Annotated in this window: 27 protein-coding genes and 1 pseudogene; 14 read left to right on the top strand and 14 right to left on the bottom strand. The window is 52.4% G+C overall.

Annotated features, from left to right (window positions below; translation table 11 throughout):
* Window positions 1-25 precede the first annotated feature (25 nt).
* From H6B15_RS06275 to H6B15_RS06255, 5 genes are all read left to right on the top strand, one after another.
* Window positions 26-940, top strand: coding sequence for a hypothetical protein (locus H6B15_RS06275; protein ID WP_204647136.1), 915 nt, complete (start codon window positions 26-28; stop codon window positions 938-940).
* Window positions 941-946: 6 nt separating this feature from the next.
* Window positions 947-1,399 (top strand): GNAT family N-acetyltransferase, encoded by a 453-nt coding sequence (locus H6B15_RS06270; RefSeq protein ID WP_204647135.1) that lies wholly within the window; start codon window positions 947-949, stop codon window positions 1,397-1,399.
* Between the two features lie 134 nt (window positions 1,400-1,533).
* Window positions 1,534-2,082, top strand: a complete 549-nt coding sequence (locus H6B15_RS06265; protein WP_204647134.1) for a GNAT family N-acetyltransferase — start codon at window positions 1,534-1,536, stop codon at window positions 2,080-2,082.
* On the top strand, window positions 2,082-2,558 hold the full coding sequence (locus H6B15_RS06260; RefSeq protein WP_087171134.1) for a GNAT family N-acetyltransferase: 477 nt from the start codon (window positions 2,082-2,084) through the stop codon (window positions 2,556-2,558). Before H6B15_RS06265 ends, H6B15_RS06260 begins: the two co-directional genes overlap by 1 nt.
* Window positions 2,559-2,635: 77 nt before the next feature.
* Window positions 2,636-3,664, top strand: a complete 1,029-nt coding sequence (locus H6B15_RS06255) for a virulence RhuM family protein (RefSeq protein ID WP_204647133.1) — start codon at window positions 2,636-2,638, stop codon at window positions 3,662-3,664.
* 66 nt (window positions 3,665-3,730) lie between these two features.
* Here H6B15_RS06255 and H6B15_RS06250 read toward each other — a convergent pair whose 3' ends face one another.
* Both H6B15_RS06250 and H6B15_RS06245 read right to left on the bottom strand, forming a co-directional pair.
* Window positions 3,731-4,006 (bottom strand): DUF6809 family protein, encoded by a 276-nt coding sequence (locus H6B15_RS06250; RefSeq protein ID WP_117507445.1) that lies wholly within the window; start codon window positions 4,004-4,006, stop codon window positions 3,731-3,733.
* 13 nt (window positions 4,007-4,019) lie between these two features.
* Window positions 4,020-4,370 carry a TnpV protein gene (locus H6B15_RS06245; protein ID WP_204647132.1) on the bottom strand — a complete coding sequence of 117 codons (351 nt, stop codon included), beginning with the start codon at window positions 4,368-4,370 and terminating at the stop codon, window positions 4,020-4,022.
* A 148-nt stretch (window positions 4,371-4,518) separates the two neighbouring features.
* Between H6B15_RS06245 and H6B15_RS06240 the strand changes: the two are divergent.
* Window positions 4,519-5,811, top strand: a pseudogene (locus H6B15_RS06240) (alanine/glycine:cation symporter family protein); the annotation flags it as partial.
* A gap of 62 nt (window positions 5,812-5,873) precedes the next feature.
* Here H6B15_RS06240 and H6B15_RS06235 read toward each other — a convergent pair.
* The gene (locus H6B15_RS06235) at window positions 5,874-6,200 is read right to left on the bottom strand and encodes a winged helix-turn-helix transcriptional regulator (RefSeq protein ID WP_204647130.1); all 327 of its coding nucleotides are present in this window, start codon (window positions 6,198-6,200) and stop codon (window positions 5,874-5,876) included.
* 147 nt (window positions 6,201-6,347) lie between these two features.
* Here H6B15_RS06235 and H6B15_RS06230 point away from each other — a divergent pair, with 147 nt between their 5' ends.
* The 5 genes from H6B15_RS06230 (at window position 6,348) to H6B15_RS06210 (ending at window position 9,550) form a co-directional block, all read left to right on the top strand.
* Window positions 6,348-6,749 (top strand): pyridoxamine 5'-phosphate oxidase family protein, encoded by a 402-nt coding sequence (locus tag H6B15_RS06230; protein WP_204647129.1) that lies wholly within the window; start codon window positions 6,348-6,350, stop codon window positions 6,747-6,749.
* Window positions 6,750-6,813: 64 nt separating this feature from the next.
* Window positions 6,814-7,434: a 4Fe-4S binding protein gene (locus H6B15_RS06225; protein WP_204647128.1), complete on the top strand. Its 621-nt coding sequence runs from the start codon at window positions 6,814-6,816 to the stop codon at window positions 7,432-7,434.
* Window positions 7,435-7,438: 4 nt separating this feature from the next.
* Window positions 7,439-8,209 carry a protein-ADP-ribose hydrolase gene (locus H6B15_RS06220; RefSeq protein WP_204647158.1) on the top strand — a complete coding sequence of 257 codons (771 nt, stop codon included), beginning with the start codon at window positions 7,439-7,441 and terminating at the stop codon, window positions 8,207-8,209.
* On the top strand, window positions 8,181-9,029 hold the full coding sequence (locus H6B15_RS06215; RefSeq protein WP_204647127.1) for an SIR2 family NAD-dependent protein deacylase: 849 nt from the start codon (window positions 8,181-8,183) through the stop codon (window positions 9,027-9,029). The genes H6B15_RS06220 and H6B15_RS06215 overlap by 29 nt, the downstream gene beginning before the upstream one ends.
* A 71-nt stretch (window positions 9,030-9,100) precedes the next feature.
* Entirely contained in the window at window positions 9,101-9,550 is a 450-nt protein-coding gene (locus tag H6B15_RS06210) for a low molecular weight protein-tyrosine-phosphatase (protein WP_204647126.1), read from the top strand.
* Between the two features lie 4 nt (window positions 9,551-9,554).
* Here H6B15_RS06210 and pfkB read toward each other — a convergent pair whose 3' ends face one another.
* Window positions 9,555-10,484 (bottom strand): 1-phosphofructokinase, encoded by a 930-nt coding sequence (pfkB, locus tag H6B15_RS06205; protein ID WP_204647125.1) that lies wholly within the window; start codon window positions 10,482-10,484, stop codon window positions 9,555-9,557.
* A 234-nt stretch (window positions 10,485-10,718) separates the two neighbouring features.
* Here pfkB and H6B15_RS06200 point away from each other — a divergent pair, with 234 nt between their 5' ends.
* The gene (locus H6B15_RS06200) at window positions 10,719-11,624 is read left to right on the top strand and encodes a YitT family protein (RefSeq protein ID WP_204647124.1); all 906 of its coding nucleotides are present in this window, start codon (window positions 10,719-10,721) and stop codon (window positions 11,622-11,624) included.
* 53 nt (window positions 11,625-11,677) lie between these two features.
* Here H6B15_RS06200 and H6B15_RS06195 read toward each other — a convergent pair whose 3' ends face one another.
* From H6B15_RS06195 to H6B15_RS06165, 7 genes are all read right to left on the bottom strand, one after another.
* Window positions 11,678-12,424: a helix-turn-helix domain-containing protein gene (locus tag H6B15_RS06195; RefSeq protein ID WP_207751500.1), complete on the bottom strand. Its 747-nt coding sequence runs from the start codon at window positions 12,422-12,424 to the stop codon at window positions 11,678-11,680.
* 149 nt (window positions 12,425-12,573) lie between these two features.
* Window positions 12,574-13,971 carry an aminopeptidase gene (locus H6B15_RS06190; RefSeq protein ID WP_204647123.1) on the bottom strand — a complete coding sequence of 466 codons (1,398 nt, stop codon included), beginning with the start codon at window positions 13,969-13,971 and terminating at the stop codon, window positions 12,574-12,576.
* Window positions 13,972-14,036: 65 nt separating this feature from the next.
* The gene (locus tag H6B15_RS06185; RefSeq protein WP_243424313.1) at window positions 14,037-14,645 is read right to left on the bottom strand and encodes a lytic transglycosylase domain-containing protein; all 609 of its coding nucleotides are present in this window, start codon (window positions 14,643-14,645) and stop codon (window positions 14,037-14,039) included.
* 24 nt (window positions 14,646-14,669) lie between these two features.
* Window positions 14,670-15,269, bottom strand: a complete 600-nt coding sequence (coaE, locus tag H6B15_RS06180; RefSeq protein ID WP_204647122.1) for a dephospho-CoA kinase — start codon at window positions 15,267-15,269, stop codon at window positions 14,670-14,672.
* A complete protein-coding gene (locus tag H6B15_RS06175) occupies window positions 15,266-16,285 on the bottom strand; it encodes an L-threonylcarbamoyladenylate synthase (protein WP_204647121.1) in 1,020 nt (339 codons plus the stop codon). Before H6B15_RS06175 ends, coaE begins: the two co-directional genes overlap by 4 nt.
* 17 nt (window positions 16,286-16,302) lie before the next feature.
* Window positions 16,303-17,394 carry a peptide chain release factor 1 gene (gene prfA, locus H6B15_RS06170; protein WP_204647120.1) on the bottom strand — a complete coding sequence of 364 codons (1,092 nt, stop codon included), beginning with the start codon at window positions 17,392-17,394 and terminating at the stop codon, window positions 16,303-16,305.
* Between the two features lie 64 nt (window positions 17,395-17,458).
* Window positions 17,459-17,650, bottom strand: coding sequence for a DUF951 domain-containing protein (locus H6B15_RS06165; protein ID WP_204647155.1), 192 nt, complete (start codon window positions 17,648-17,650; stop codon window positions 17,459-17,461).
* Between the two features lie 135 nt (window positions 17,651-17,785).
* Between H6B15_RS06165 and H6B15_RS06160 the strand changes: the two genes are divergently transcribed.
* Complete coding sequence (locus H6B15_RS06160) at window positions 17,786-18,691, top strand: S1 RNA-binding domain-containing protein (RefSeq protein ID WP_204647119.1); 906 nt, start codon at window positions 17,786-17,788, stop codon at window positions 18,689-18,691.
* A 42-nt stretch (window positions 18,692-18,733) separates the two neighbouring features.
* Window positions 18,734-19,357, top strand: a complete 624-nt coding sequence (locus tag H6B15_RS06155) for a DUF4364 family protein (protein ID WP_243424312.1) — start codon at window positions 18,734-18,736, stop codon at window positions 19,355-19,357.
* Between the two features lie 85 nt (window positions 19,358-19,442).
* Here H6B15_RS06155 and H6B15_RS06150 read toward each other — a convergent pair whose 3' ends face one another.
* The 3 genes from H6B15_RS06150 to H6B15_RS06140 are packed head-to-tail and all read right to left on the bottom strand — an operon-like array spanning window position 19,443 to window position 21,981.
* On the bottom strand, window positions 19,443-20,162 hold the full coding sequence (locus H6B15_RS06150) for an ABC transporter ATP-binding protein (RefSeq protein ID WP_204647118.1): 720 nt from the start codon (window positions 20,160-20,162) through the stop codon (window positions 19,443-19,445).
* 2 nt (window positions 20,163-20,164) lie between these two features.
* A complete protein-coding gene (locus H6B15_RS06145) occupies window positions 20,165-20,926 on the bottom strand; it encodes an ABC transporter ATP-binding protein (protein WP_204647117.1) in 762 nt (253 codons plus the stop codon).
* Window positions 20,926-21,981, bottom strand: a complete 1,056-nt coding sequence (locus H6B15_RS06140) for a branched-chain amino acid ABC transporter permease (protein WP_243424311.1) — start codon at window positions 21,979-21,981, stop codon at window positions 20,926-20,928. The genes H6B15_RS06145 and H6B15_RS06140 overlap by 1 nt, the downstream gene beginning before the upstream one ends.
* Between the last annotated feature and the right edge of the window lie 29 nt (window positions 21,982-22,010).

Below are 22,010 nucleotides of genomic sequence, written 5' to 3'. Positions count from 1 at the left end.
GGACGATTAAGGAGAAAGGGCGTGTATGATGAAAAATTTATTTGAACAGTCCCGTTCCCATTGGGTGCGGTACGATCATTACGAGCTGAAAACAGCGGAAGATGGCAAGCGGTATATCACCCCCGGCAAGAGCGCAAAGCCGGACGTCTACAATCCGCTGAAAGAGGTCCCGGGCATTGTGCTGGATGCGCTGAATGTGGGGATGCTGATGATGGGACGCAAGCCGGAAGCAGAAGTGGAAAAGGCGGTAATGGAGTTTATCACCCGGTACGGCCTGCTGGGGCTGATGACCGCTCTGCCTACCACACCGTCTTTTATGGACTATGAGGCGGTGTACTTGCCGAAAAACCATTTCATCAAGGAAGAATCCATGGCGACGGACAAATATCTGTCCCTGTTTTATCCTTTTGACCAGCTGGACTTGGTGAAGAAAGGCATAGCATCCACGTGGAATGTGTCTGGTGACCGGACGATGATTGCCCTGACCATGACCTTCATGGACGAGCCGATGGCGAAAAACATGAGTTTCCAGCGGGAATATGCGGAACCCTACGACTGGGTTGCCCAGCAGTTCAAGGACTGGGCCTTTACGCTAAGTACCGCCATTTTGTACTACAATGATTATGATTCCATCGACGAGGACGCACGGGGTCTGTATCGCAAAGCCATGGCCGCATTTGGCGGGATCGCCCCCAGCTACCATATCGAGCTGCTGGATAAGCCCACCATTTACTGGGACTTTCATTCGCTGCTGCTGGGTATCCAGATGATGTTCAGCTTCATGCTGGTAGACGGTGATCAGCCCTTGCGCCTGTGCAAGCACTGTCAGAAGGTGTTCCTGGGTAGCCGATCCAACGCTGCATTTTGCAGCCCACGGTGCAAGAACCAGTACAATGTCTACAAGAGCCGTTCTAAAAAGGGCGGAAATGAGGAGGAATGATACGCTATGGAAATTCTGAAACTCAGGGAACACAGCGAACTGGTATCGGAGGCCGCAGAGTGGTTTCATTCCAAGTGGGATATTCCAGTTGAAGAATATGCGGGAAGCATACAGGAGTGCTTGACGAGCAAAAGCATTGTTCCGCAGTGGTATGTTGCAGTCGAGATTCAGCAGATTATTGGTGGTATTGGGGTCATCGAAAACGATTTTCATAACCGCAAGGATTTGACTCCAAATGTCTGCGCGGTGTATGTAGAGGAAGATTATCGCTGCCAGGGTATTGCCGGGAAATTGCTGGATTTTGTCTGCGGGGATATGTGCTCATTTGGCACGAAAACCTTATATCTCATTACAGACCACACAGGCTTCTATGAGCGCTACGGATGGAAGTTCCTGTGTATGGCGCAGGGCGATGGTGAGGTAGATTTGTCGAGGATGTATGTTTATGATTTGAAATAGAAACGGTTATCGTTAAAAATTAGACATTTGGAGAGACCCGATAAATCATTTTGCGTTCGATTGGAGCGGCATTTATTGGAATCCAGAATTTGAAAATAAAGTAAACACCAAAGGGAGCTGCATGGATAATAGAAATGGAGATTATATATAAAAACTTACAAGAGAATGAGATAAGCCGAGAGCTATTTAGACATTTTGTACGGCATCAAACTGTTGTTAAATGTAGACGAAAAGAAAACGGAAAATGGATTATCAAAGATGATCCGTTTATTGACGATTGGAGCGAAGCGGATTATAAATTCCTGGTTTCCTGCCTGAAAAACACAGCAGCAACAGGTGGATTGGTATATGCTGCTTTCTGCGAAGGGGTGTTGAAAGGTTTCGTGTCAGTTGAACCGAAACTTTTTGGGGGAAATCACAGATACCTCGACCTCTCAAGTATCCATGTGTCAGAGGATATGCGAGGAAAAGGGGTTGGCACTGCACTGTTTCGAGCAGCGAAAGAATGGTCAAAGGCACATGGAGCAAAAAAGTTGTACATCTCAGCCCATTCAGCCGTTGAAAGCCAGGCATTCTATCACAAAATGGGCTGTGCAGAGGCGGCTGTCTACAATCAGTCTCATGTAGAAACCGAGCCGTATGACTGCCAGTTGGAATGTAAAGTATGTGAGGATGACAGTTGATGAAAATAAGCAAAATTGAGGATAATAAAAAGAGATACATGAGCCTGCTTTTTCTTGCGGACGAGCAGGAAGATATGATCGACCGGTATCTTGAAAAAGGTACGATGTATGTTTTGGAGGAAAATGGCGTAAAAGCGGAATGTGTTGTTACTGACGAAGGCAGCAAAGTTCTTGAAATCAAGAATATTGCTGTTCTGCCGGAATGCCAGCGCATGGGCTACGGAAAACGGATGATTGAGTTTATTGAGCAGACATACCGTGATAATTTTCGTATTCTTCGTGTGGGGACGGGTGACAGTCAGCTGACGCTCCCTTTTTATAAGAAATGCGGTTTTATAGAAAGCCATCGTATCAAAAACTTTTTCACGGACAATTATGATCATCCTATCTTTGAATGCGGCGTTCAGCTTATTGATATGGTATATTTGGAAAAGAACTTACTATGGGAATCCAATACGATTCATCGAAAGAAGTAAATGGAATACCTGGCATTTTGTAAATGAATTACAAAATACAATCCAAACTTACCAAAACGATATGGAGGTGACGAGGAATGAGCGAGGAACAGGGGCTGCCCCCGTATGAAACCAGAGAAATCCTCTTTTACAAGACCGAAAACGGAGAGGTGCGGGTGGAAATCCTGCTCTTTCAGGAAAATCTCTGGCTGACGCAGGCAAAAATGGCAGAGCTGTTCGAGGTGCAGAAAGCGGCCATTTCCAAGCATCTGAAAAAAATCTTTGAATCCGGCGAACTGAGCGAGGATTCAGTTGTTTCCAAAATGGAAACAACTGCGGCGGACGGGAAACGGTATCAGACCAATTATTATAATCTGGACGCCATCATCGCTGTGGGGTATCGAGTGAACTCCAAAAAGGCGACCATGTTCCGCGTTTGGGCAAACCGGGTGTTGAAAGAGTTCATCATCAAGGGTTATGTGATGGATGACGCACGGCTGCGGGAGCCGGAAAACTTTTTCGGCAAGGATTATTTCGAGGAACAACTGGAGCGTATCCGGGACATCCGGGCCAGCGAGAGAAGGTTCTACCAGAAAATCACGGACATCTATTCCCAGTGCAGCGCTGACTACGATGTGGAAAGCCCCATCACAAAGGAGTTTTTCGCAACGGTGCAGAATAAGCTCCACTATGCGGTCACCCATCATACCGCCGCTGAGATCGTATACGGCCGTGCCGACAGCACCAAGCCCAACATGGGGCTGACAACATGGAAAAACGCCCCCAAAGGCCGCATCCGCAAATCGGATGTCACCGTTGCTAAAAACTATCTGAACGAAACGGAAATGCGTAACCTGAACGAGATTGTCACCATGTACCTGGACTATGCGGAACGGCAGGCCCGCCGTGGAAATGTCATGTATATGGCCGATTGGGTCAAGCGGCTTGACGCATTTTTACAGTTCAACGAGGAAGATATTCTGCATGATAAGGGCAAGGTGACCGCCGCCATTGCCAAAGCCTTTGCCGAGAAAGAGTTTGAAAAGTTCCGGGTTTTGCAGGATCGGACCTATCAGAGCGACTTTGACCGGCTGCTTGCGGAAACTTCGGATGCCCTGACAGAATAACCATATACACAGAAAGCCCACGCCTCCGGTTCTCTTTCCGGCTGCGTGGGCTTTTTCGGCCATCGCCTATTTCTTGTTTTGCAGCTGTTCATGGGCTTCCTGCTGGACGATCAGCCCCGCTGAAAAGCCATACTTGAAATGGCTCTCACTTTCCTCACACTGGGCGATAGCGTTCTGCGCCCGAAGCTCCTCCACCAGAGCATAGTCCTCTTTACTGAGCCGATGGGATAGCTGCTCCATCAACGCCGCACAGGTTTGGATCGCCTTGCGGTATTCCGGGGACGTGGGCACTACCGTTTCACAGGGATAAAACTCCCCGTTATACATGGCTTCCAAAATCATTGCGTTCCCTCCCTCAGCAGTAGACCAGCTCAGCCAGGACAATTTCCTCGGCTCTGTTGTGGATAGAGTTCATGGAGCGCACCCATGCCATCTGGTCGGCATCTTTCAGGGCTTCTGTGACGCCTTCTTGCTGCATCATGGCTTTTTCGATAATTTCCAGCCACTTCCGACAGGCGGTGTCGATTTCCTCCAAATGGGGAAACAGTTTTTCAGTGACAATGAGATCGGTATACAGAATGGGCCGGTGTTCTTTTAAGTAGGCACGGCGCAACCGGCCATATTTCCCGATATGGTACTCTTTGGTGTCCAATAACACAAGGTCAGGAATGAGATAATCGCCGCATTTGGTGTAAGTCAGTTCCATACAAGACTCCTTTCGTGGGAATGTGGTTGACAGTTACGGTAGGTTTGAGGGCATCCCTCCTTTATCATAACTGTCTTTTCATTCGCCACAAATGAGCCGTCAGTCATGATGTAATGTTTTTTGGTGTATTCCACCCTCTATACATTACATCATGGTTGCGGCTGGTATTTATTTCACCATACGAACACGATTTCTTCCCTTCCGGATGTTTCCGGAAATGATGCGGGTCACCCTGGAATCCAACAGAAAAGGCGAACAGGAAGCCATTTCTGGCGTTCAGGCCCTGATTGTTTCCACCGCATGTCGTGTAGGCATGGGCAATCTGGTGGGGGTGGTGGCTGCCATTTCCGCCGGTGGTGCCGGGGCGGTGTTCTGGATGTGGGTTCTGGCATTACTGGAATCTTCCACAGCCTATATCGAGGCAACTCTGGCACAGCTGTATAAGGAAAAGGATCCCTTGTACGGCGGCTTTCGCGGAGGACCTGCCTATTATCTGCACCATCTGTTTATCAAGGATGGCAGCAAACGAAAACATTCTGTCATTGCGTCAATGTTTGCTTTGTCCGGGTTGATTTGCTGGTGTGGTATCAGCCAGGTGACCAGCAATTCCATTACTTCTTCCTTCAAAAATGCCTTTTCCATTCCCCCGCTGTATACCGCACTGGCCCTGGTTCTGGTGGCGGCGGTGATCGTTTTGCGTAAAAACGCGACGGTCAAGGTTCTGGATATCATGGTGCCGATCATGGCGGCCTGCTACTTCTTTATTGCCATTTACATCATTCTGAAAAATGCCGGTCAGCTACCGGCTGTGTTTGCCCGGATTTTTACCGAAGCATTCGGTTTGCGTCAGGTGGTTGGTGGCGGTCTTGGTGCGGTGATCATGAACGGGGCCAAGAGAGGACTGTTCTCTAACGAGGCCGGGTCCGGGTCTTCCCCTTGTGCGGCTGCTGCCGCCGAAACCAGCCACCCTGCCAAAGTGGGGCTTTTGCAGGCATTGGGAGTGTTCATTGATACCATTGTGATTTGCAGTTGCTCTGCCATGATTATGTTGCTGACACCGGAAGAACTGACCTCCGGATTGCAGGGCATGGACCTTTTGCAAACGGCGATGCGGTATCATTTGGGTGAATTCGGCATCATTTTTATCGCGGTGATTTTATTGCTGTTCAGTTTGTCTACATTTCTGGGAATTTTGTTTTATGCAAGATCCAACGTCGCCTATCTTTTCGGAGACAATTGGCTTTCTCAGACGTTGTACAAGATTCTTGCCTTGATCATGCTGTTTGTAGGCGGTTTGGCCGCTTACCAATTCGTCTGGGATCTGGGCGATGTTGGTGTGGGCTTGATGACCATTTTCAATATGATTGCACTGTTTCCCCTGGCACCCCAGGCCTTGTCGGCACTGCGTGACTATGAAGAAAATGTAATCGGGAAAAGGTGATCTGCATTTTTATGAATAAAGAACAAGGAGCAGCCTTTCTTCAAGGCTGCTCCTTGTTCTTTCTACCGGTTTTGTGCCTTATAATTTTCACCCCAAGCCCGCATGGCATCCAGAATGGGCTTCAGACTTTTCCCCAAGTCGGTTAAGCTGTACTCCACCCGCGGCGGAACTTCCGCATATACTTTGCGGCTAACCAGCCCTTTTTCTTCCATATCTCGCAGCTGGGCTGTGAGAACCTTCTGGGAAACGCTGCCGATGGACTTTTTGAGTTCTCCGAACCGCTTTGTCCCCGGCATGAGGTCGCGGAGGATTAGAACTTTCCATTTATCACCGATCAGCATAAGTGTTGTTTCTACCGGACAGGCAGGTAGTTCTTTCATTTGCTGCATGGTATCACACCTTCGTATGGTTTCTTTTTGGTAACTACAGCACAATAAAGTGCTTACTTTACAATAGATACTTATGACATTATTATAATCTTGCAAGATAAAAGTTGCAATCCCCAAAACCCATATTCCAACCAGGAGATATTCATTATGAATGATGTCGTAAAGTTTTTGCAGGAAAATCCCGTGCAGTATCTGGCCACGGTTGGCCGTGATGGCAAGGCCAAGTGCCGCCCCTTCATGTTTTCTGGCGAAATGGACGGCAAACTGTGGTTTTGCACCAACAACCAGAAGGACGTCTACAAGGATATGCAGGCCAACCCCAACATTGAGATTTCTGTTTCCAGCCCGGCTTATGCGTGGATTCGTCTGAACGGCGAGGCCGTTTTCGAGAACAACATGGCCGCCAAGGAGATGTGCATTCGGAACCCCATCGTCAAGGGGCAGTACGGCGAGGCTGCCAACCCCATCTTTGAAGTGTTCTATTTGAAGGATGCCCATGCGGTAATCGCTGACTTCTCTGGCAATCCGCCCAAGGAGTACGACCTGTAAGGTTCATGCGCAGCGGTTCCCCCGGATCGTTCTGGGGGAACCCCTTGATTTTGAGAGGCTTTTTATGCAGACAAAAGAGTACCTGGAATACATTGTGGATCATATCCACTCTACCGTTTTTGCCACCGTGGACAGCCAGGGGCGTCCTGTCACCTGTGCTATTGACATCATGGATTATGATGAAAGTGGCCTTTACTTCCTGACGGCAAAGGGCAAGAACTTTTATGATCGGCTGAAAGCCAATGAAAATGTTGCCTTTACCGCCATGAAGGGCGAAGATACCCTTTCCTGCGTGGCGGTGTCTGTGCAGGGTAAGGCGAAGGAGATTGGGCCGGACAGGTTGCCCGACCTGTTCCGTAAAAATCCCTATATGGAGAAGATTTATCCTGATGTGCGCTCCCGTAGCGTGCTCACTGTATTCAAAATTTACGAAGGAACCGGAGAATGGTTTGACCTCTCCAAACTTCCTATTGAACGGGCCAGCTTCTTCTTCGGCGACGCACAGGCAAAAGAAACCGGCTATTTTGTGACAGACAAATGTATTGGCTGCAAGCTGTGTTATTCCAAATGTCCGCAGAAGTGTATCGACATTTCAAGAAAGCCTGTGGTTATTCGGCAAGAACACTGTCTGCATTGCGGAAATTGCTTTGAAATATGCCCTGCAAGGGCGATTGAACGGAGATAAGATGATGACACAGGACGAGCGATTGAATTTTTTGCTCCGCGATCTGCTGGCAGAACGAAAAGAATATGAAGATATCCCGGTGCCGAGTTCTCGCCCGGAAAAGCGGCGGCTTTTGCGCAGCCTGATGAATGTGCGTCCGCCCGTCCCGGCCCGTGAGGATTTCCTGAGGGTGCAGGACGATTACCTGAAAGAGCGCCTCGCGGAGCGGGGCGTGACAAGGCTGAAAGACCTGACGCCGGTGCGCCCCGGCTTATATCTCTGGCAGGGAGATATCACTACGCTGGCGGTGGATGCCATTGTCAACGCGGCCAACAGCCAGATGCTGGGCTGCTTCGTTCCTTGTCACGGCTGCATCGACAACGCCATCCACACCTATGCAGGGGTGCAGCTCCGCTTGGAGTGTGTCCACCTCATGGCCGGACAGGAGGAAGAACCCACTGGCAGCGCAAAAATCACGAAAGCTTACAACCTGCCCTGCCGCTATGTACTGCATACCGTTGGCCCGATCATCTGTGGAGCCGTCACACAGGCAGACCTGGAACTGCTGGCCAGCTGCTACCGCACCTGTTTGGAGCTGGCGGCGGAAACTGGGCTTGGCAGCATAGCTTTTTGCTGTATCTCTACCGGCGAATTCCATTTTCCCAATGAACTGGCCGCAGAAATTGCCATACAAACGGTGGGAGAATGGCAGCGGCAAAACCCAGAGAAAATCAAGGTGATCTTCAATGTTTTCAAGGACAGAGACTATGAAATCTACAAGCGCCTGCTGCGATAATATCGCACGGCTCAAACAGGAATTGGATACGGCGGATGCGGTGGTGATCGGCGCCGGTTCCGGGCTTTCCACTTCCGCGGGGTTTACCTATACCGGCGAACGCTTTCAGAAATATTTCGGGGACTTTATTGCGAAGTATGGCTTCCGCGATATGTATTCAGGCGGCTTCTATCCCTTTGACAGTCTGGAAGAACATTGGGCGTATTGGAGCCGGTATATCTATATCAATCGCTATCTGGACGCCCCGAAGCCAGTCTATCAGGAGCTTTTGAAGTTGGTGCAAGGAAAGGATTACTTTGTGCTGACCACCAACGTGGACCACTGTTTCCAGAAAGCCGGATTTGACAAGCAGCGGTTATTCTATACCCAGGGCGACTACGGCCTGTGGCAGTGTTCCAGGCCCTGCCACCAAAAGACCTATGATAACGAAACCATTGTCAAAAAGATGGTGTACGAACAAAAGGATCGAAAAATTCCCAGCGAACTGATACCCAGCTGTCCAGTCTGCGGCGCGACTATGTCCATGAATCTGCGGGCGGATGATACCTTTGTAGAGGATGAAGGCTGGCACACCGCCGCCCGGCGGTATGAGGACTTCCTTCACCGCCATGAGGGGCAGCATATTCTCTTTCTGGAATTGGGCGTAGGCGGTAATACGCCGGTTATCATCAAATATCCGTTCTGGCGCATGACCTTCCAGAATCCCAGGGCGGTCTATGCTTGCATCAACCAGAACGAAGCCTACTGCCCACCGGAAATCGAAAACCGGTTACTGTGTATAGAAAACGATATTGGAGAAGTCCTGACCGCACTTTTGTGAAAGATGTCTTGCCCGCGACGGGAACCCTGCGGTATACTAAAGAAAACATTGGATGGAGAGGTTCCCGTGTGATGACTAAAATACTTTTTATCTGCCATGGCAATATTTGCAGAAGTCCGATGGCTGAATTCATTATGAAAGATCTGGTTAAGAAAGCCGGGTGCGCAAAGGATTTTGTGATCGATTCTGCGGCTACAAGCACAGAAGAAATCGGAAATCCACTGTATCCCGCCGCAAGACAGATTCTGACCGAGCATGGAATCGCCTGCTCGGGACATCAGGCACGGCAGATGTCCCGGGCGGACGGAGATGAATACGATCTGCTGGTTGGGATGGACCATGCCAACATCCGGAACATGCAGCGCATCTGTCCGCAGGCAAAAGAGAAAATTCATCTCTTACTTTCCTATACCGAGCGCCCGGGAGAAGTGGACGATCCATGGTACAGCGGAGACTTTCAAACTGCCTGGCAGGATATTCTGGAGGGATGTCAGGGACTTCTTCGGCAGATTTCTCGTTGAGAAATCAAATGGATTGATACCGTACCAACGGAAGCAGCGCTTGAATCTGTTGGAGATCGGCGGCTTGGGTGCCGCTGCACATAACATTGGCAGCACCAGTGGCTGTGGCCAATGCAAGTGTCTCAGAGGGTGACAGTCCCTTCTCCTCCGCTATGGCAAGAGCAGCTACAACGCTGTCTCCGGCCCCCACGGTGCTTCCTACGGGGACGGACAAAGCGGGTGCGAACAGGCAGATGTCTGCAGTGAGGTACAAAGCCCCTTTTTCCCCCATGCTTATCAAAACTTTCTGAATTCCCTGTTCCAACAGGGTCAGGCCGGCTGCTTTGATTTGTTTCAGACTTTCCAGCGGCTGCTGAACCACCCGTCTCAGTTCATCCAGATTTGGCTTTATCAGGTAGGGGCCAGCGGCAATTCCCATGGCAAGCAGAGGGCCATCCGCATCAAGAAAGGTCTTGGCGCCGATTTCATCACATGCTTGTATGCAGCGGGCATAGATGTCCGCCGGGGCACCGGCGGGGACGCTTCCGGCCAACACAACGATATCGTCGGCGGTTACCTGCGAAATAAAATGCGCCAACACATCATCCCATTGATTAATGGTAAGCGAAACGCCGGGCTCGTTGATATCGGTATTGGTTTTCAGGACAGGGTCGATGATTTTCAGATTGGTCCGGGTTTGTCCGGGCACACATATACGGTCGACCCGGATGCCCTGCTGTGCCAGCATGGAAAAGATTAGATCCCCGGTGCTTCCACCCAACAAGGCGGTGGCATAACTTTCCCCACCCAGTTTTTGCACCACCTTGCTGACATTGATCCCTTTGCCCCCGGGATCGAGTCGAAGCGAATCGATTCGATTTACGGTATCGGTGCGAAAGTTGGGAATCACCACGGTTTTGTCCAATGCGGGGTTTAGCGTCAATGTGCGGATCATGATACCGACTCCTTTATATAAGAAAATGAGACACATTGTATACCCTCAACGATAGCAGAGCCATGGTGCCTTGTCAAATGCCGCTTTTGCGAATGGTAATAGGTGTTCCTTCTCACACGGCAGGAAAAGCGTTTTTTCCAACTTGACTTTTTCCGGTTCGGGAGATATTCTTTACAAGGGTTTGGCCCATAAGGAAAAACATTCTGGTGTATGATAGAAAGGAATTCGATCACGATGGAGGCAAATGCCAATCAAGTAGCAACGAAATTGCGGCAACAGTTGTCGCCGCAGAGTGCCAAAAAGAATATCGACTTTTTTCTTCTGCTGAATGCAGGGCTGTTTGCCACGGCGGCCGGTATCCATTTCTTTAAGACACCGAATCATTTTGCCTTTGGCGGCACATCCGGGTTGTCCATTATTTTGTCGACCCTGTTCCCCACTTTGCCGGTGGGCACTTTTATGTGGATTGTGAACGCTGTGCTGGTGGTGCTCGGCTTTGTCTTCTTGGGCGTTCGCGCCATGGGGTGGACGATTTATTCGTCCTTCGCGCTCTCCTTTTATGTCAGCCTGTGCGAAGCGGTTTTCCCCATGCAGCACGCCATGACGGACGACACCCTTCTGGAACTTTGCTTTGCCGTTATCCTGCCGGCCGTGGGCAGTGCCATTGTATTCAATATCGGGGCATCTACCGGCGGTACCGACATTGTGGCAATGATCCTGAACAAATACACAAGCCTGGAAATAGGACGGGCTTTGTTGGTTAGCGATCTGGGAATCGTTCTGGTAGCAGCTTATCTTTACGGCCCAAAAACCGGACTGTATTGTATTCTGGGCATGATTCTGAAATCGACGGTGGTGGACAGCGCCATCGAAAGTCTGAACCTGCGCAAGGTGTGTACTGTGGTTACCCATGACCCGGAACCGGTACGAAACTTTATTGTGAACGAGCTGAACCGTTCTGCCACCGAACAATTGGCCAGCGGTGCCTATACGCATAAAGAAATCCATGTACTGATGACGGTTCTGACCCGACATCAGGCGGCATTGTTGCGGAACTTCCTGCGTTCCACTGATCCCCACGCTTTCATTACCATTGTGAACAGCAGTGAGATTATCGGTAAGGGCTTCCGTTCCATCTGAGAAAACCATACAAAATCAAAACCGCCGCGAGCCAAATGCCCGCGGCGGTTGTTTTATTCATACTTCTTTCCAACAATATACATGGGAATAAACAGTCCACCTATAATCGCAATCAGGCACAAGGAAAAAATGGCGGGAGCCGGAACATGGAGCAGTAACAGAACCAGCCGAATCCATGGAAACAGAATCAGATAGGAAATACCCCATATCTGACCCGCCCGCAGCATGTGGGGCCAGTTGCGGTTGTTGAAGTGCACACCGACCAGGTTCATGCGAAAGATGCCATCGCTTATTGCGGAAATCCGGGCTTGGTCATAGATGTCGGCAAGTCGCTGCTGTGCAAACAGGCAAAAGTATCCTCCGAAACCGGCCAATATCCCCATATAGGTAAAATATAACTCATCGAACAAGCCCAGTTTCACGGTGGCGAGACTGCTCACAACGGCGATGACCAGGGCGGCGAGATAGAAAAGCGGGACGGTCCGTTCGGTTTGCCACACGCGCTTGATCGGGGATGTGTCAAATCCGATGGCGGTCTGAACAGCCTTTTCCGCGTCATCCGGCGTCAGGGATTTGTCGCCGTTTTTGCGGCACAGCAAAAGTTCTGTCACGGTGACACCCAGTAGCTCGGCCAGGGGGATCAAGAGCGCTGTATCCGGGATACTGGTACCGGTTTCCCATTTGCTGACGGCTTTGTCTGAGACATACAGCTTTTCGGCCAGCTCTTTCTGGGTATAGCCCTTTTCTTTTCTGCGTGCGGCGACAAAGGCCCCGAACTCCTTTTTGTCGATGTTGTACATGGCGGTATCCCCTTTCCTGAAAATATCATACCGGCAAAAGGGAAAAAGTTCAACCGAATGACAGTAGATTGTTCGTGTCTTCGCGTTTTTCGCGCATAAGAAGGCCCGGTCACCTTCAAGAGGCAACCGGGCCTTTTTCGGAATGAAACTTACTGTTCGTCTTCGCAGAATGCCTTGAAGGTCAGATAAGCCATGTACACATCCGCCTTGGAAACAACTTCGAAGGGAGAATGCATGGAGAGAACGGGAACGCCGATGTCGATGGTATCGATATCCTGGTTGGCCACATACTTGGCAACCGTTCCGCCGCCGCCCAGGTCGATCTTGCCCATCTCACCGATCTGCCAGATAACATTGTTGGAATCCATCAGATGCGTCAGATAGCTGACAAGCTCAGCGCTGGCATCGCTGGTGGAAGACTTGCCGCGGGAACCGGTGTACTTGTAGATGGCAACACCGCGACCGGCATAAGTGCCGTTGTCCGGTTCGAAGGCATCGTCATAGCTGGGGTCATAGGCGGCGGTGACGTCGGCAGACAAGCACTTGGAAGCCTTGCATGCCGTGATATAGTCAACCCCCTGGGCGGCACACAGCTGCTGCAGGAAGTGGAAGGTATACATGCTGTTCAGGCCGGTGACGCCGTCAGAACCCACCTCTTCCTTGTCGGTCAGGACGCAGACACTGGTGTAAGCCGGAGAAACGGTGGTGATTTCCGCCATCAGAGCCGGATAAGCATCCACACGGTCGTCATGGCCGTAGGCACCGATCATGGAGCGGTCCAGCCCCACATCGCGGGCGGTAAAAGCCGGCACGATTTCGATTTCGGCACGGGTGAAGTCGCTCTCGGTGATGCCGTAGGTCTCGTTAAGCATTCCCAGCACGTTCAGCTTGACGCGATTCTCCACGTCCTTGTCCTCGATGGGATCGGAGCCGATGAGAATGTTCAGATTTTCGCCGGTAATGGCCTCAGGCAGCTTCTTTTCGTTCTGCTTGGCTGCCAGGTGCGGAAGGAGGTCGGTGATGCAGAAAACGGGATCGCTGGGGTTTTCACCGATGCAGATCTCGGCGCTGGTGCCGTCGGCACGATACACCACGCCGTGGATGGACAGCGGAATGGTCGCCCACTGATACTTGCGAACACCACCGTAGTAGTGGGTACGCAGATAGGCCAGGCTCTTCTTCTCAAACAGGGGCACCGGACGCAGGTCCAGACGGGGAGCGTCCACATGGGCGATGTTCAGATGGAACCCTTCCGCCAGACTCTTGCGGCCGATGGTGGCGGCCAGCACGCACTTCTTGCGGTTGATCATGTAAACCTTGTCGCCGGGGTTCAACTGCTGGCCGGGCACAAAAGGCTTGTAGCCGGCGCCGCGGAGCAGCTCTTCACTGTAGGCCACCACTTCCCGCTCGGTCTTGGCGGCGTTCAGAAACTGTTTGTACCCCTCGCAGAATTCGTGGGCTGCCGCCATCTGATCGGGCGCGCAGTCGGCCACGGTTTCATTTTTGTAAAGGAGCTTCTCCAGTTCCTTCCCACTTTTCTTTCCCATAATATTTGGTACGTCCTTTCACAAAAATTATCTATAATGCGGCAATGCAAAACATTGCCGGCCTCTTATTGGGAGGTATAGATTTCCTGATATTTCTTATAGCTGGTTGTGATCTTGTGTACATATTGGCGCATCTGCGGGTACGGAAATTCATCCAACGTCTTCCCGTCGGAGGAATAGTCACTGTTTTTCAGCAATTCGCTCACCGCAGTAACTCCGTTGTGATACGCTGCGGCCGCGGTAGATAGATCTTCAAACTTCAGCAGGCAATAAGCCACAAAATAACTGCCGAAACGGATGTTGGTTTCCGGGTCATACAGGTCCTCAAAAGTGAGTGCCTCGGTGGGAGCAATCTTGGACTTGATCCAGTCGAAGGTCACTTCGGTGATCTGCATTAGACCGCGGGCCCCCACGGCGGATTCGGCGTACGGATCAAAATTGCTTTCTGTCCGGATAAATGCATACAACGTCAGCGGGTCAAGATCATATTTATCGGCGTAATACTCGACGTATTCGCTGTATTTGCGAGGATAGCGCAATTCATCAATTTCACTGTGCCTTACCGAAAAGACCAGGCTGCCCGCAACCAACAGCACAGCCAGCAGCCAAACCAGCCGGATAATACCTCGCGCGGGGCGGGGCATGGCATCAGTTTGCATCTGTCTTTTCTTCATAAGCCTCCTTTCCGGAACAGGACATCAGGATTCCTGCTCCAGTTGGTGTAGAAGGGCAATCGCTCTTTCCTGCAGTCGTTCAGGAGTTTCGTCATTTTCAAGAACAAATGTGGCGGCGTCCCGCAAAACCTGTTCCGGCGTCTGGGCGTCCAATCGACGGCGTGCCATGGCGGGGGCAATTCCGTCCCGTGCACAGATTCGCGCCACGCTTTGTTCGTAGGGGGCTGTGATCACCAACAGTTGATCGCAGCGGGAAGCAAAAGGTGTTCCCACAATCACGGCGCCATCCACAAAGGCAAGCCGGGCACCGGCCCGTTCGGCCTCTTGCAGGCGGGCGTCGATGCGGCGCAAGATTTCCGGATGGGTAATGTCGGTCAGTTTGGCGGTTCCCTCGGGGGTGGCAAAGGCACGGTCTGCCAACAGCCGACGCCGAACCGCTCCCGACTCATCTACAATATCAGAACCGAACGCATTTTGCAACTGGTTTATGCAGACGGATCCCGGCTCCAGAACTTCTCTGGCCACCAGATCCGCGTCGATGCAGGGATATCCCTGGGCGGCAAACAGCCGCGTCACGCTGGACTTCCCGCATCCGGAACGGCCGGTAATACCGATAATTTTCATAGTTCCTCCACACGGAAAGCGGCTGCGCGCAGCAGACGGTTGTATACAGCCATGGAAACGCCGTTGCTCAAGGGACAACGGGCATATACCACCTGTGCGCCCTGTTTGTCGCATTCCCGCAAGGCCGTAAACAGGTGATGCGCCTGGGAGGCGCCGTCCCCGTTGGTGCCGTACTCAATGGCCGGAACCGGCAGGTCCTTCCCTTCCCCGTCAAAGCACATGGCAAACACACCGGGGGCGGCGTGTTCCTGCAGATAGGCTTTGTATTTTTCAAAATCACCTTTCAGGATGGTTACCTGTGCCTTGGGAGCATAGTGCTTGTACTTCATTCCGGGAGAACGGGCGGTTTCGCCGGGACGCAGTTTTTCCAGAATTGCATGGGAAACCAGCACTTCTTCTCCCAGCACTTCCTCCATCTGCTCCTTGGTCACATAACCGGGACGCAGCAGGACCGGGTGTTCCCCGCTGACGGAAACAACGGTGGACTCCACCCCTACATCCGAATCGCCGCCATCCAGAATCAGCGGCAGGCGTCCGTCCATGTCTGCCAGGGTATCCGCCGCATTGGTGGGACTGGGACGTCCGGACAGATTGGCGGAAGGCGCCGCAAAGGCGACACCAGACGCCCTGATGACGGCCTGTACCACCGGATGAGAAGGCATACGGATGCCCACCGTATCCAGCCCGGCGCAGGTAACGTCGGAAACTTCCGGACCGCGCGGCATGACCATGGTCAACGGTCCGGGCCAGAAGGCCTTGGCCAAGCGGTAAGCCCGTTCCGGCACTTCCGATACCAGCCCATGGAGCATCTCCATTCCGCAAATGTGAACGATCAGCGGGTTGTCCTGCGGGCGGCCTTTGGCCAGAAAAATTTTTTTGACGGCTTCTCCGTTCCGTGCGTCGGCAGCGATTCCGTATACGGTCTCGGTGGGCAGCGCCACCAGGTCACCGCGGCGCAGAAGGTCGGCCGCCAGCTTGATGCTTTCTTCATTGACAGGCAAAACCTGTGTCTGCATAGTTTCCATCATCCTTCTTAGAATCCGGAGTTCTCTCCGGCATTCATCTGTTTCAGTTTTTGCTCACGATCGGCCAGAAGCAACGGCTCCACAATCAGATCCAGGTTGCCGTTGAGCACTTCGTCCAATTTATAGAGTGTCAGCCCGATGCGATGGTCGGTCACACGACCCTGGGGAAAATTGTAGGTCCGGATGCGCTCGCTGCGGTCCCCGCTGCCTACCTGGCTTTGCCGACGTGCATTATATTCCTGATCATATGCTTCCTGCTTTTGCTGCAGAAGGCGGCTGCGCAATACCTTGAGCGCCCGCTCCTTGTTTTCCCGTTGGCTGCGCTGGTCCTGGCATTCCACCACGGTACCGGTGGGCAGATGGGTCACGCGGATGGCGCTGGAAGTTTTGTTGATGTGCTGTCCGCCGGCGCCGGAAGAACGGAATGTGTCAATGCGCAGATCTTTGGGGTCCAGCTCGAACTCCACTTCCTCGGCTTCGGGCATGACAGCCACTGTGGCCGCCGACGTCTGAATCCGTCCTTGGGTTTCCGTTTGCGGTACACGCTGCACACGGTGAGCACCGCTCTCGAATTTCAGGCGGCTGTATACGCCGCTTCCCTCGATAGAAAATATGATCTCCTTGATGCCGCCCAGTTCGGTTTCGTTGCACTGGACGGTTTCGCATGTCCAGCCGCGCCGGGCGGCATACATGGTATACATGCGCCACAGATCCCGGGCGAAGAGTCCGGCCTCCTCTCCCCCGGTGCCGGCACGGATCTCCATGATGATGCTTTTGTCATCGTCGGCATCTTTGGGCAGCAGAAGCAGCCGGATATTTTCTTCCAGTGCCGACAGGCTTTCCCTGTTTTTGCGCAGTTCCTGCTGTACCATATCGATGAAGAGAGGATCGGCACCTTCTTCCCGAAGCGCTTCCTGCTCTTCTTCTATTTCCTGCCGCAACACATACCAGGCGCGCCAGCTTTCCACCAAGGGGGTCAGTTCTTTGTAGTCTTTTACCAGCGCAGCGTAAGCTTTCTGGTCGGCAGTTCCTTCCGGATTGCTGAGCCAATGAGAAATCTCTTCGTATCTGCGCGCAATTTCGTGCAATTCTTCAAACATAACGTGCGGAAATTCCTTTGCTTTGTTTCGTTAAACGGGTAAAAAAGGCAAAAGAAAAATTCCGCTACAATTCCTGACCGTCACGCAGGATTTTTTTGATGTTTTTCTCAATCTTTACGCGGGGCAGCATGATCTCATGTCCGCACTTCTGGCAGCGAATCTTGAAATCCATGCCCACGCGCAATACATCGAACCGGTTCGCACCGCAAGGGTGCGGCTTTTTTGTCTGGATCACATCACCGACCCGTACATCCAAAATGCTCACCGCCCTTACAAATTCTTCGCCTTTTATTATATACCATGCAGGCGTTTTTGCAAATATCTCCATCCCAAACCACATACATTTGAATGACCGCACACGCGGAATACACAATACAGAGAGGACAAACAAATGCTTGAATATCGTGCCGAAGGCCTTTGCCGCAATGCCAACCATCTTACCCCGGAAGAACTGGAACGCTGCCGTCAGACGGGAGAAGTGCTGCAGAGCACAGCACTGGCGTTTGATACGGCGCACCGCCTGCGCTTTGAAATCTGTGGCAGGCGCGGTATTATGCCCTTTGAGGAGTGTCTGGATGTACAGCCCGGGGAACCGATCAAGGACATCGCCGTTCTGACCCGTGTGGGACGGCCCACCTGCTTCGTGATTACCGGAAGCACCCAGGAGGACGGCGAAACCGCCTATCTGCTTTCCCGGGCAAAAGCCCAGCATGCCTGCCGGAAAAATTACCTGGATCTGCTGGAAAACGGCAGCGTGATTCCCTGCACGGTGACCCATATTGAAAATTTCGGCGCATTCTGTGATGTGGGCTGCGGCATTTCGGCGTTGCTGCCCATTGATTGTCTGTCTGTTTCCCGCATATCCAGTCCTGCTGACCGCGTGCAGGTAGGCCAGCAGTTGCTGTGTGCCGTAAAAAGCCGGGATGTGCAGGGAAGGATCGTGCTGACCTTGCGGGAATTGCTGGGCACATGGAGCGAAAACGCAGCCTGTTTTGCGGCCGGTGAAACAGTGGTGGGAATTGTGCGCAGTGTGGAAGAATACGGTGTATTCATTGAGATTGCACCCAATCTGGCCGGGCTGGCTGAGCCTGATAAAACCTTGCATGCCGGCCAGGCCGTCAGCGTGTACATCAAAAGCATTCTGCCGGACAAAATGAAGATCAAGTTGGTGGTGGTCAACAAAACATTGAGCCAGCCCATGCGATTTGAACCCCACTACTTTGTCACCCGTGGCCGGATCCGGCGCTGGACCTACTCTACGCCGCAAAGCCGCAAACAGATCGAAACGGTTTTTTAATGCCGGATCAGGCGCAAGAGCGCGCTTGTCACACCCGGATACTTGCGTTATAATAAGTATCAGGAATACAATGAACAGGAAGTGATTGCCATGGCGGACGTGTTTACCGCAGGGGTCAAGCCCGGCGGACTGACCAACAGCACCGAGATCCGCATCCTTTTGTGTTATCTCATCAAAACTGCCGGTCCCGTCACCCGTGAGACCCTGGAAGGCGCCTTGCTGCAGGAAGAGCTGGTCAATTACTTTGAATTTGCCAATGCTTTGGGCGAACTGGAACACCAAAAACTGGTGACCATCGAGGATAAAGGATACAAGATTACCCAAAAGGGAGCCAATGTGGCCGAAACCCTGGGATACGACCTCCCACGCAGTGTGCGAGAAAGCGCCATTCTCGCGGTGATTCGCCTGCAAAGCTGGGCTCACCGCGCAGCGCAGAATCACGCAACCGTGGAGCATGATGCCAATGGGTATCGGGTGGTGTGCATGATCCGCGACGAAGGCCAACCGGAAAGTTTCCGGTTGGAATTGGCAATGCCGGACGCAATGACAGCAGAAGAGGTCAAGAACCGATTCATAGCGCGCGGCAGTCAGATCTACATGTCCTTCCTGGAAGGACTCACCCAGCCGCTGTCGGACAATGACCGCCCACCGGCGGCAGCCCGCTAAACCGGTCATCAAGAAAAACAGAAAGGACCTTCCAGACGGATTTTTCCCGTACAGGAAGGTCCTTGTTTTTTTGTGGGAATATTGGTTACTGGGCGCCCAGATAGGCCTTGCGCACTTCGATGTTGTTGGCCAGCTCAGTGGCCTCCCCTTCCATCTTGATGGTGCCGGTTTCCAGCACGTAGGCACGGTTGGCGATTTCCAGCGCCATCTTGGCGTTCTGTTCCACCAGCAGCACGGTTACGCCGTTGCGGTTGACGTCGCGGATAATCTTGAAAATTTCCTTGACCAGCAGCGGAGACAGACCCATGGAAGGTTCGTCCAGCAGCAGCATCTTCGGGCGGCACATCAGTGCGCGGCCGATGGCCAGCATCTGCTGTTCGCCGCCGGAAAGGGTGCCGGCCGGCTGGCTGCGGCGTTCCTTCAGCCGCGGAAGCAGGTCATATACCATGTCAAAATCGGATTGGATGGCATCCTTGCCGTCACGACGGGTATAAGCGCCCATCTGCAGGTTCTGCTGCACGGTCAGACCGCTGAACACACGGCGGCCTTCCGGAACCTGTGCCAAACCCAGGCGGATGATCTTGTGGGCTTCCATCCGGCTGATGGTTTGACCACAGTATACAATCTCACCGCTTTTGGGTTTGAGCAGGCCGGAGATAGCATGCATGGTGGTGGTTTTGCCGGCGCCGTTGGCACCGATCAGAGTGACAATTTCCCCTTCATCCACGTGGAAAGAGACGTCGCGAATGGCATGAATGGAGCCGTAAAATACGTTGATGTTCTTGACAGCGAGCATTTCCCCCATCGTTAGTCACCTCCCAGATATGCCGCAATTACCTTGGGGTTGTTGCGGATGGATTTACCGTCGCCATGGGCAATCACGCGGCCGTAGTCCAGCACCGTGATTTCTTCACAGATGCCCATGACAAAGTTCATGTCGTGCTCGATCAACAGAATGGCAATGCCGAACTGATCGCGAACACTGCGCACGGTGTTCATCAACTCTGCAGTTTCGTTGGGGTTCATGCCGGCAGCGGGCTCGTCCAGCAACAGCAGTTTCGGATTGGTGGCCAGGGCGCGGGCAATTTCCAGCTTGCGCTGTTTGCCATAAGGCAGCTGAGATGCCTTGAGGGAAGCTTCGCCGTCCAAATCAAAGATTTTCAGCAGCCGAAGGGCTTCGCGGTCCATCTGGTGTTCCTTCTCCTTGTAGGAAGGAAGGCGCAGTATGCCGGTCCACATGCTGTAGCGAATCTGGTTGTGCAGGGCTACCTTCACGTTGTCCAGGACCGTCATGTCGCTGAACAGGCGGATGTTCTGGAAGGTACGGGCCACACCCGCCTTGCTGATCAGATCCGGGCTTTTGCCCGTGATGTCCTTGCCGTCCAGCACGATATTGCCCTCGGTGGGGGTATATACACCGGTCAGCATATTGAACACGGTGGTCTTGCCGGCGCCGTTGGGGCCGATCAGACCATACAGATGTCCCTTTTCGATTTTCAGGTCCAACTGCGCAACCGCCTGCAGGCCGCCGAAGGCAATGCCCAGGTTACTTACTTCCAGCAGTGCCATCATTGCACCTCCTTAGCCTTGGATGGATTGAACCGACTGCGGAAACCGTCCATAACACGCTTGCGCCAGGCTACGACCTGAGGGCTCTGGCTGAAGATCATCACCACAATCAGAACGATGGCATAGATCAGCATGCGGTAGTCATTGACAGCGCGCAGCAGTTCAGGCAGTACGGTCAACAGAGCAGCCGCAATGACCGAACCGCGGATATTGCCGATACCGCCCAGCACCACAAATACGAGAATCAGGATGGAGGTGTTGTAGTCGAACTTCTTGGCAACCAGAGAAGAGTAGTTCAGAGAATACAGCACACCGGCAATACCGGCAAAAACGGCAGAAGTAATAAAAGCCATCAGCTTATATTTGGTGATGTTGATGCCGACACTGCGGGCTGCAATCTCGTTGTCGCGGATGGATTCAATGGCACGGCCGGCGCGGGAATTGATCAGGTTGAGGATCACTAGCAAAGTCAGGATCACCAATACAATACCGATGGTAAAGGTGGAGGCTTTCTTGATACCGGTGATGCCCATGGCGCCGTTGATCAGCGTGGTGCCGGAAGGATCCATGTTCATGGAAGCGGCGTCCTTGAAAGAGATATGAAGGCCAGTGGAATCATACCCCAGGTAGCAGGCGTTCATGACGTTCTTGACAATTTCACCGAAAGCCAGGGTGACGATGGCCAGGTAGTCGCCGGACAGGCGAAGAACCGGCACGCCGACAATAAAGCCGAACAAACCGGCAACCACGCCGCCCACAACAAAGGAAAGTACCAGCCCCAGCCAGTTGGGCACTTGTCCGTACAAAACAGTCCAGATGATGGTACCGGAAAACGCGCCGACACTCATGAAGCCGGCATGGCCCAGACTCAGTTCGCCCAGAATGCCCACTGTCAGGTTCAGCGAGATAGCCAGGATCACATAAGCGCAGATGGGAACCAGCTGACCGGACAAAGAACTGGTCAGAAGCCCCATGGCGGACAGGATCTGAATGACCACATAAAACCCGATCACGATGCCAAAGGTGATGAGATTGTTTTTGGTCGTTTTACGCATATTTTTCAAGCGAAACATCCTCACCCCTC

Source organism: Gemmiger formicilis (genome assembly GCF_016900095.1).
GTDB classification, from domain to species: domain Bacteria; phylum Bacillota; class Clostridia; order Oscillospirales; family Ruminococcaceae; genus Gemmiger; species Gemmiger formicilis_A.
The sequence above is the reverse complement of the archived record's forward strand: the minus strand, read 5'-3'. Positions and strand labels throughout refer to the sequence as shown.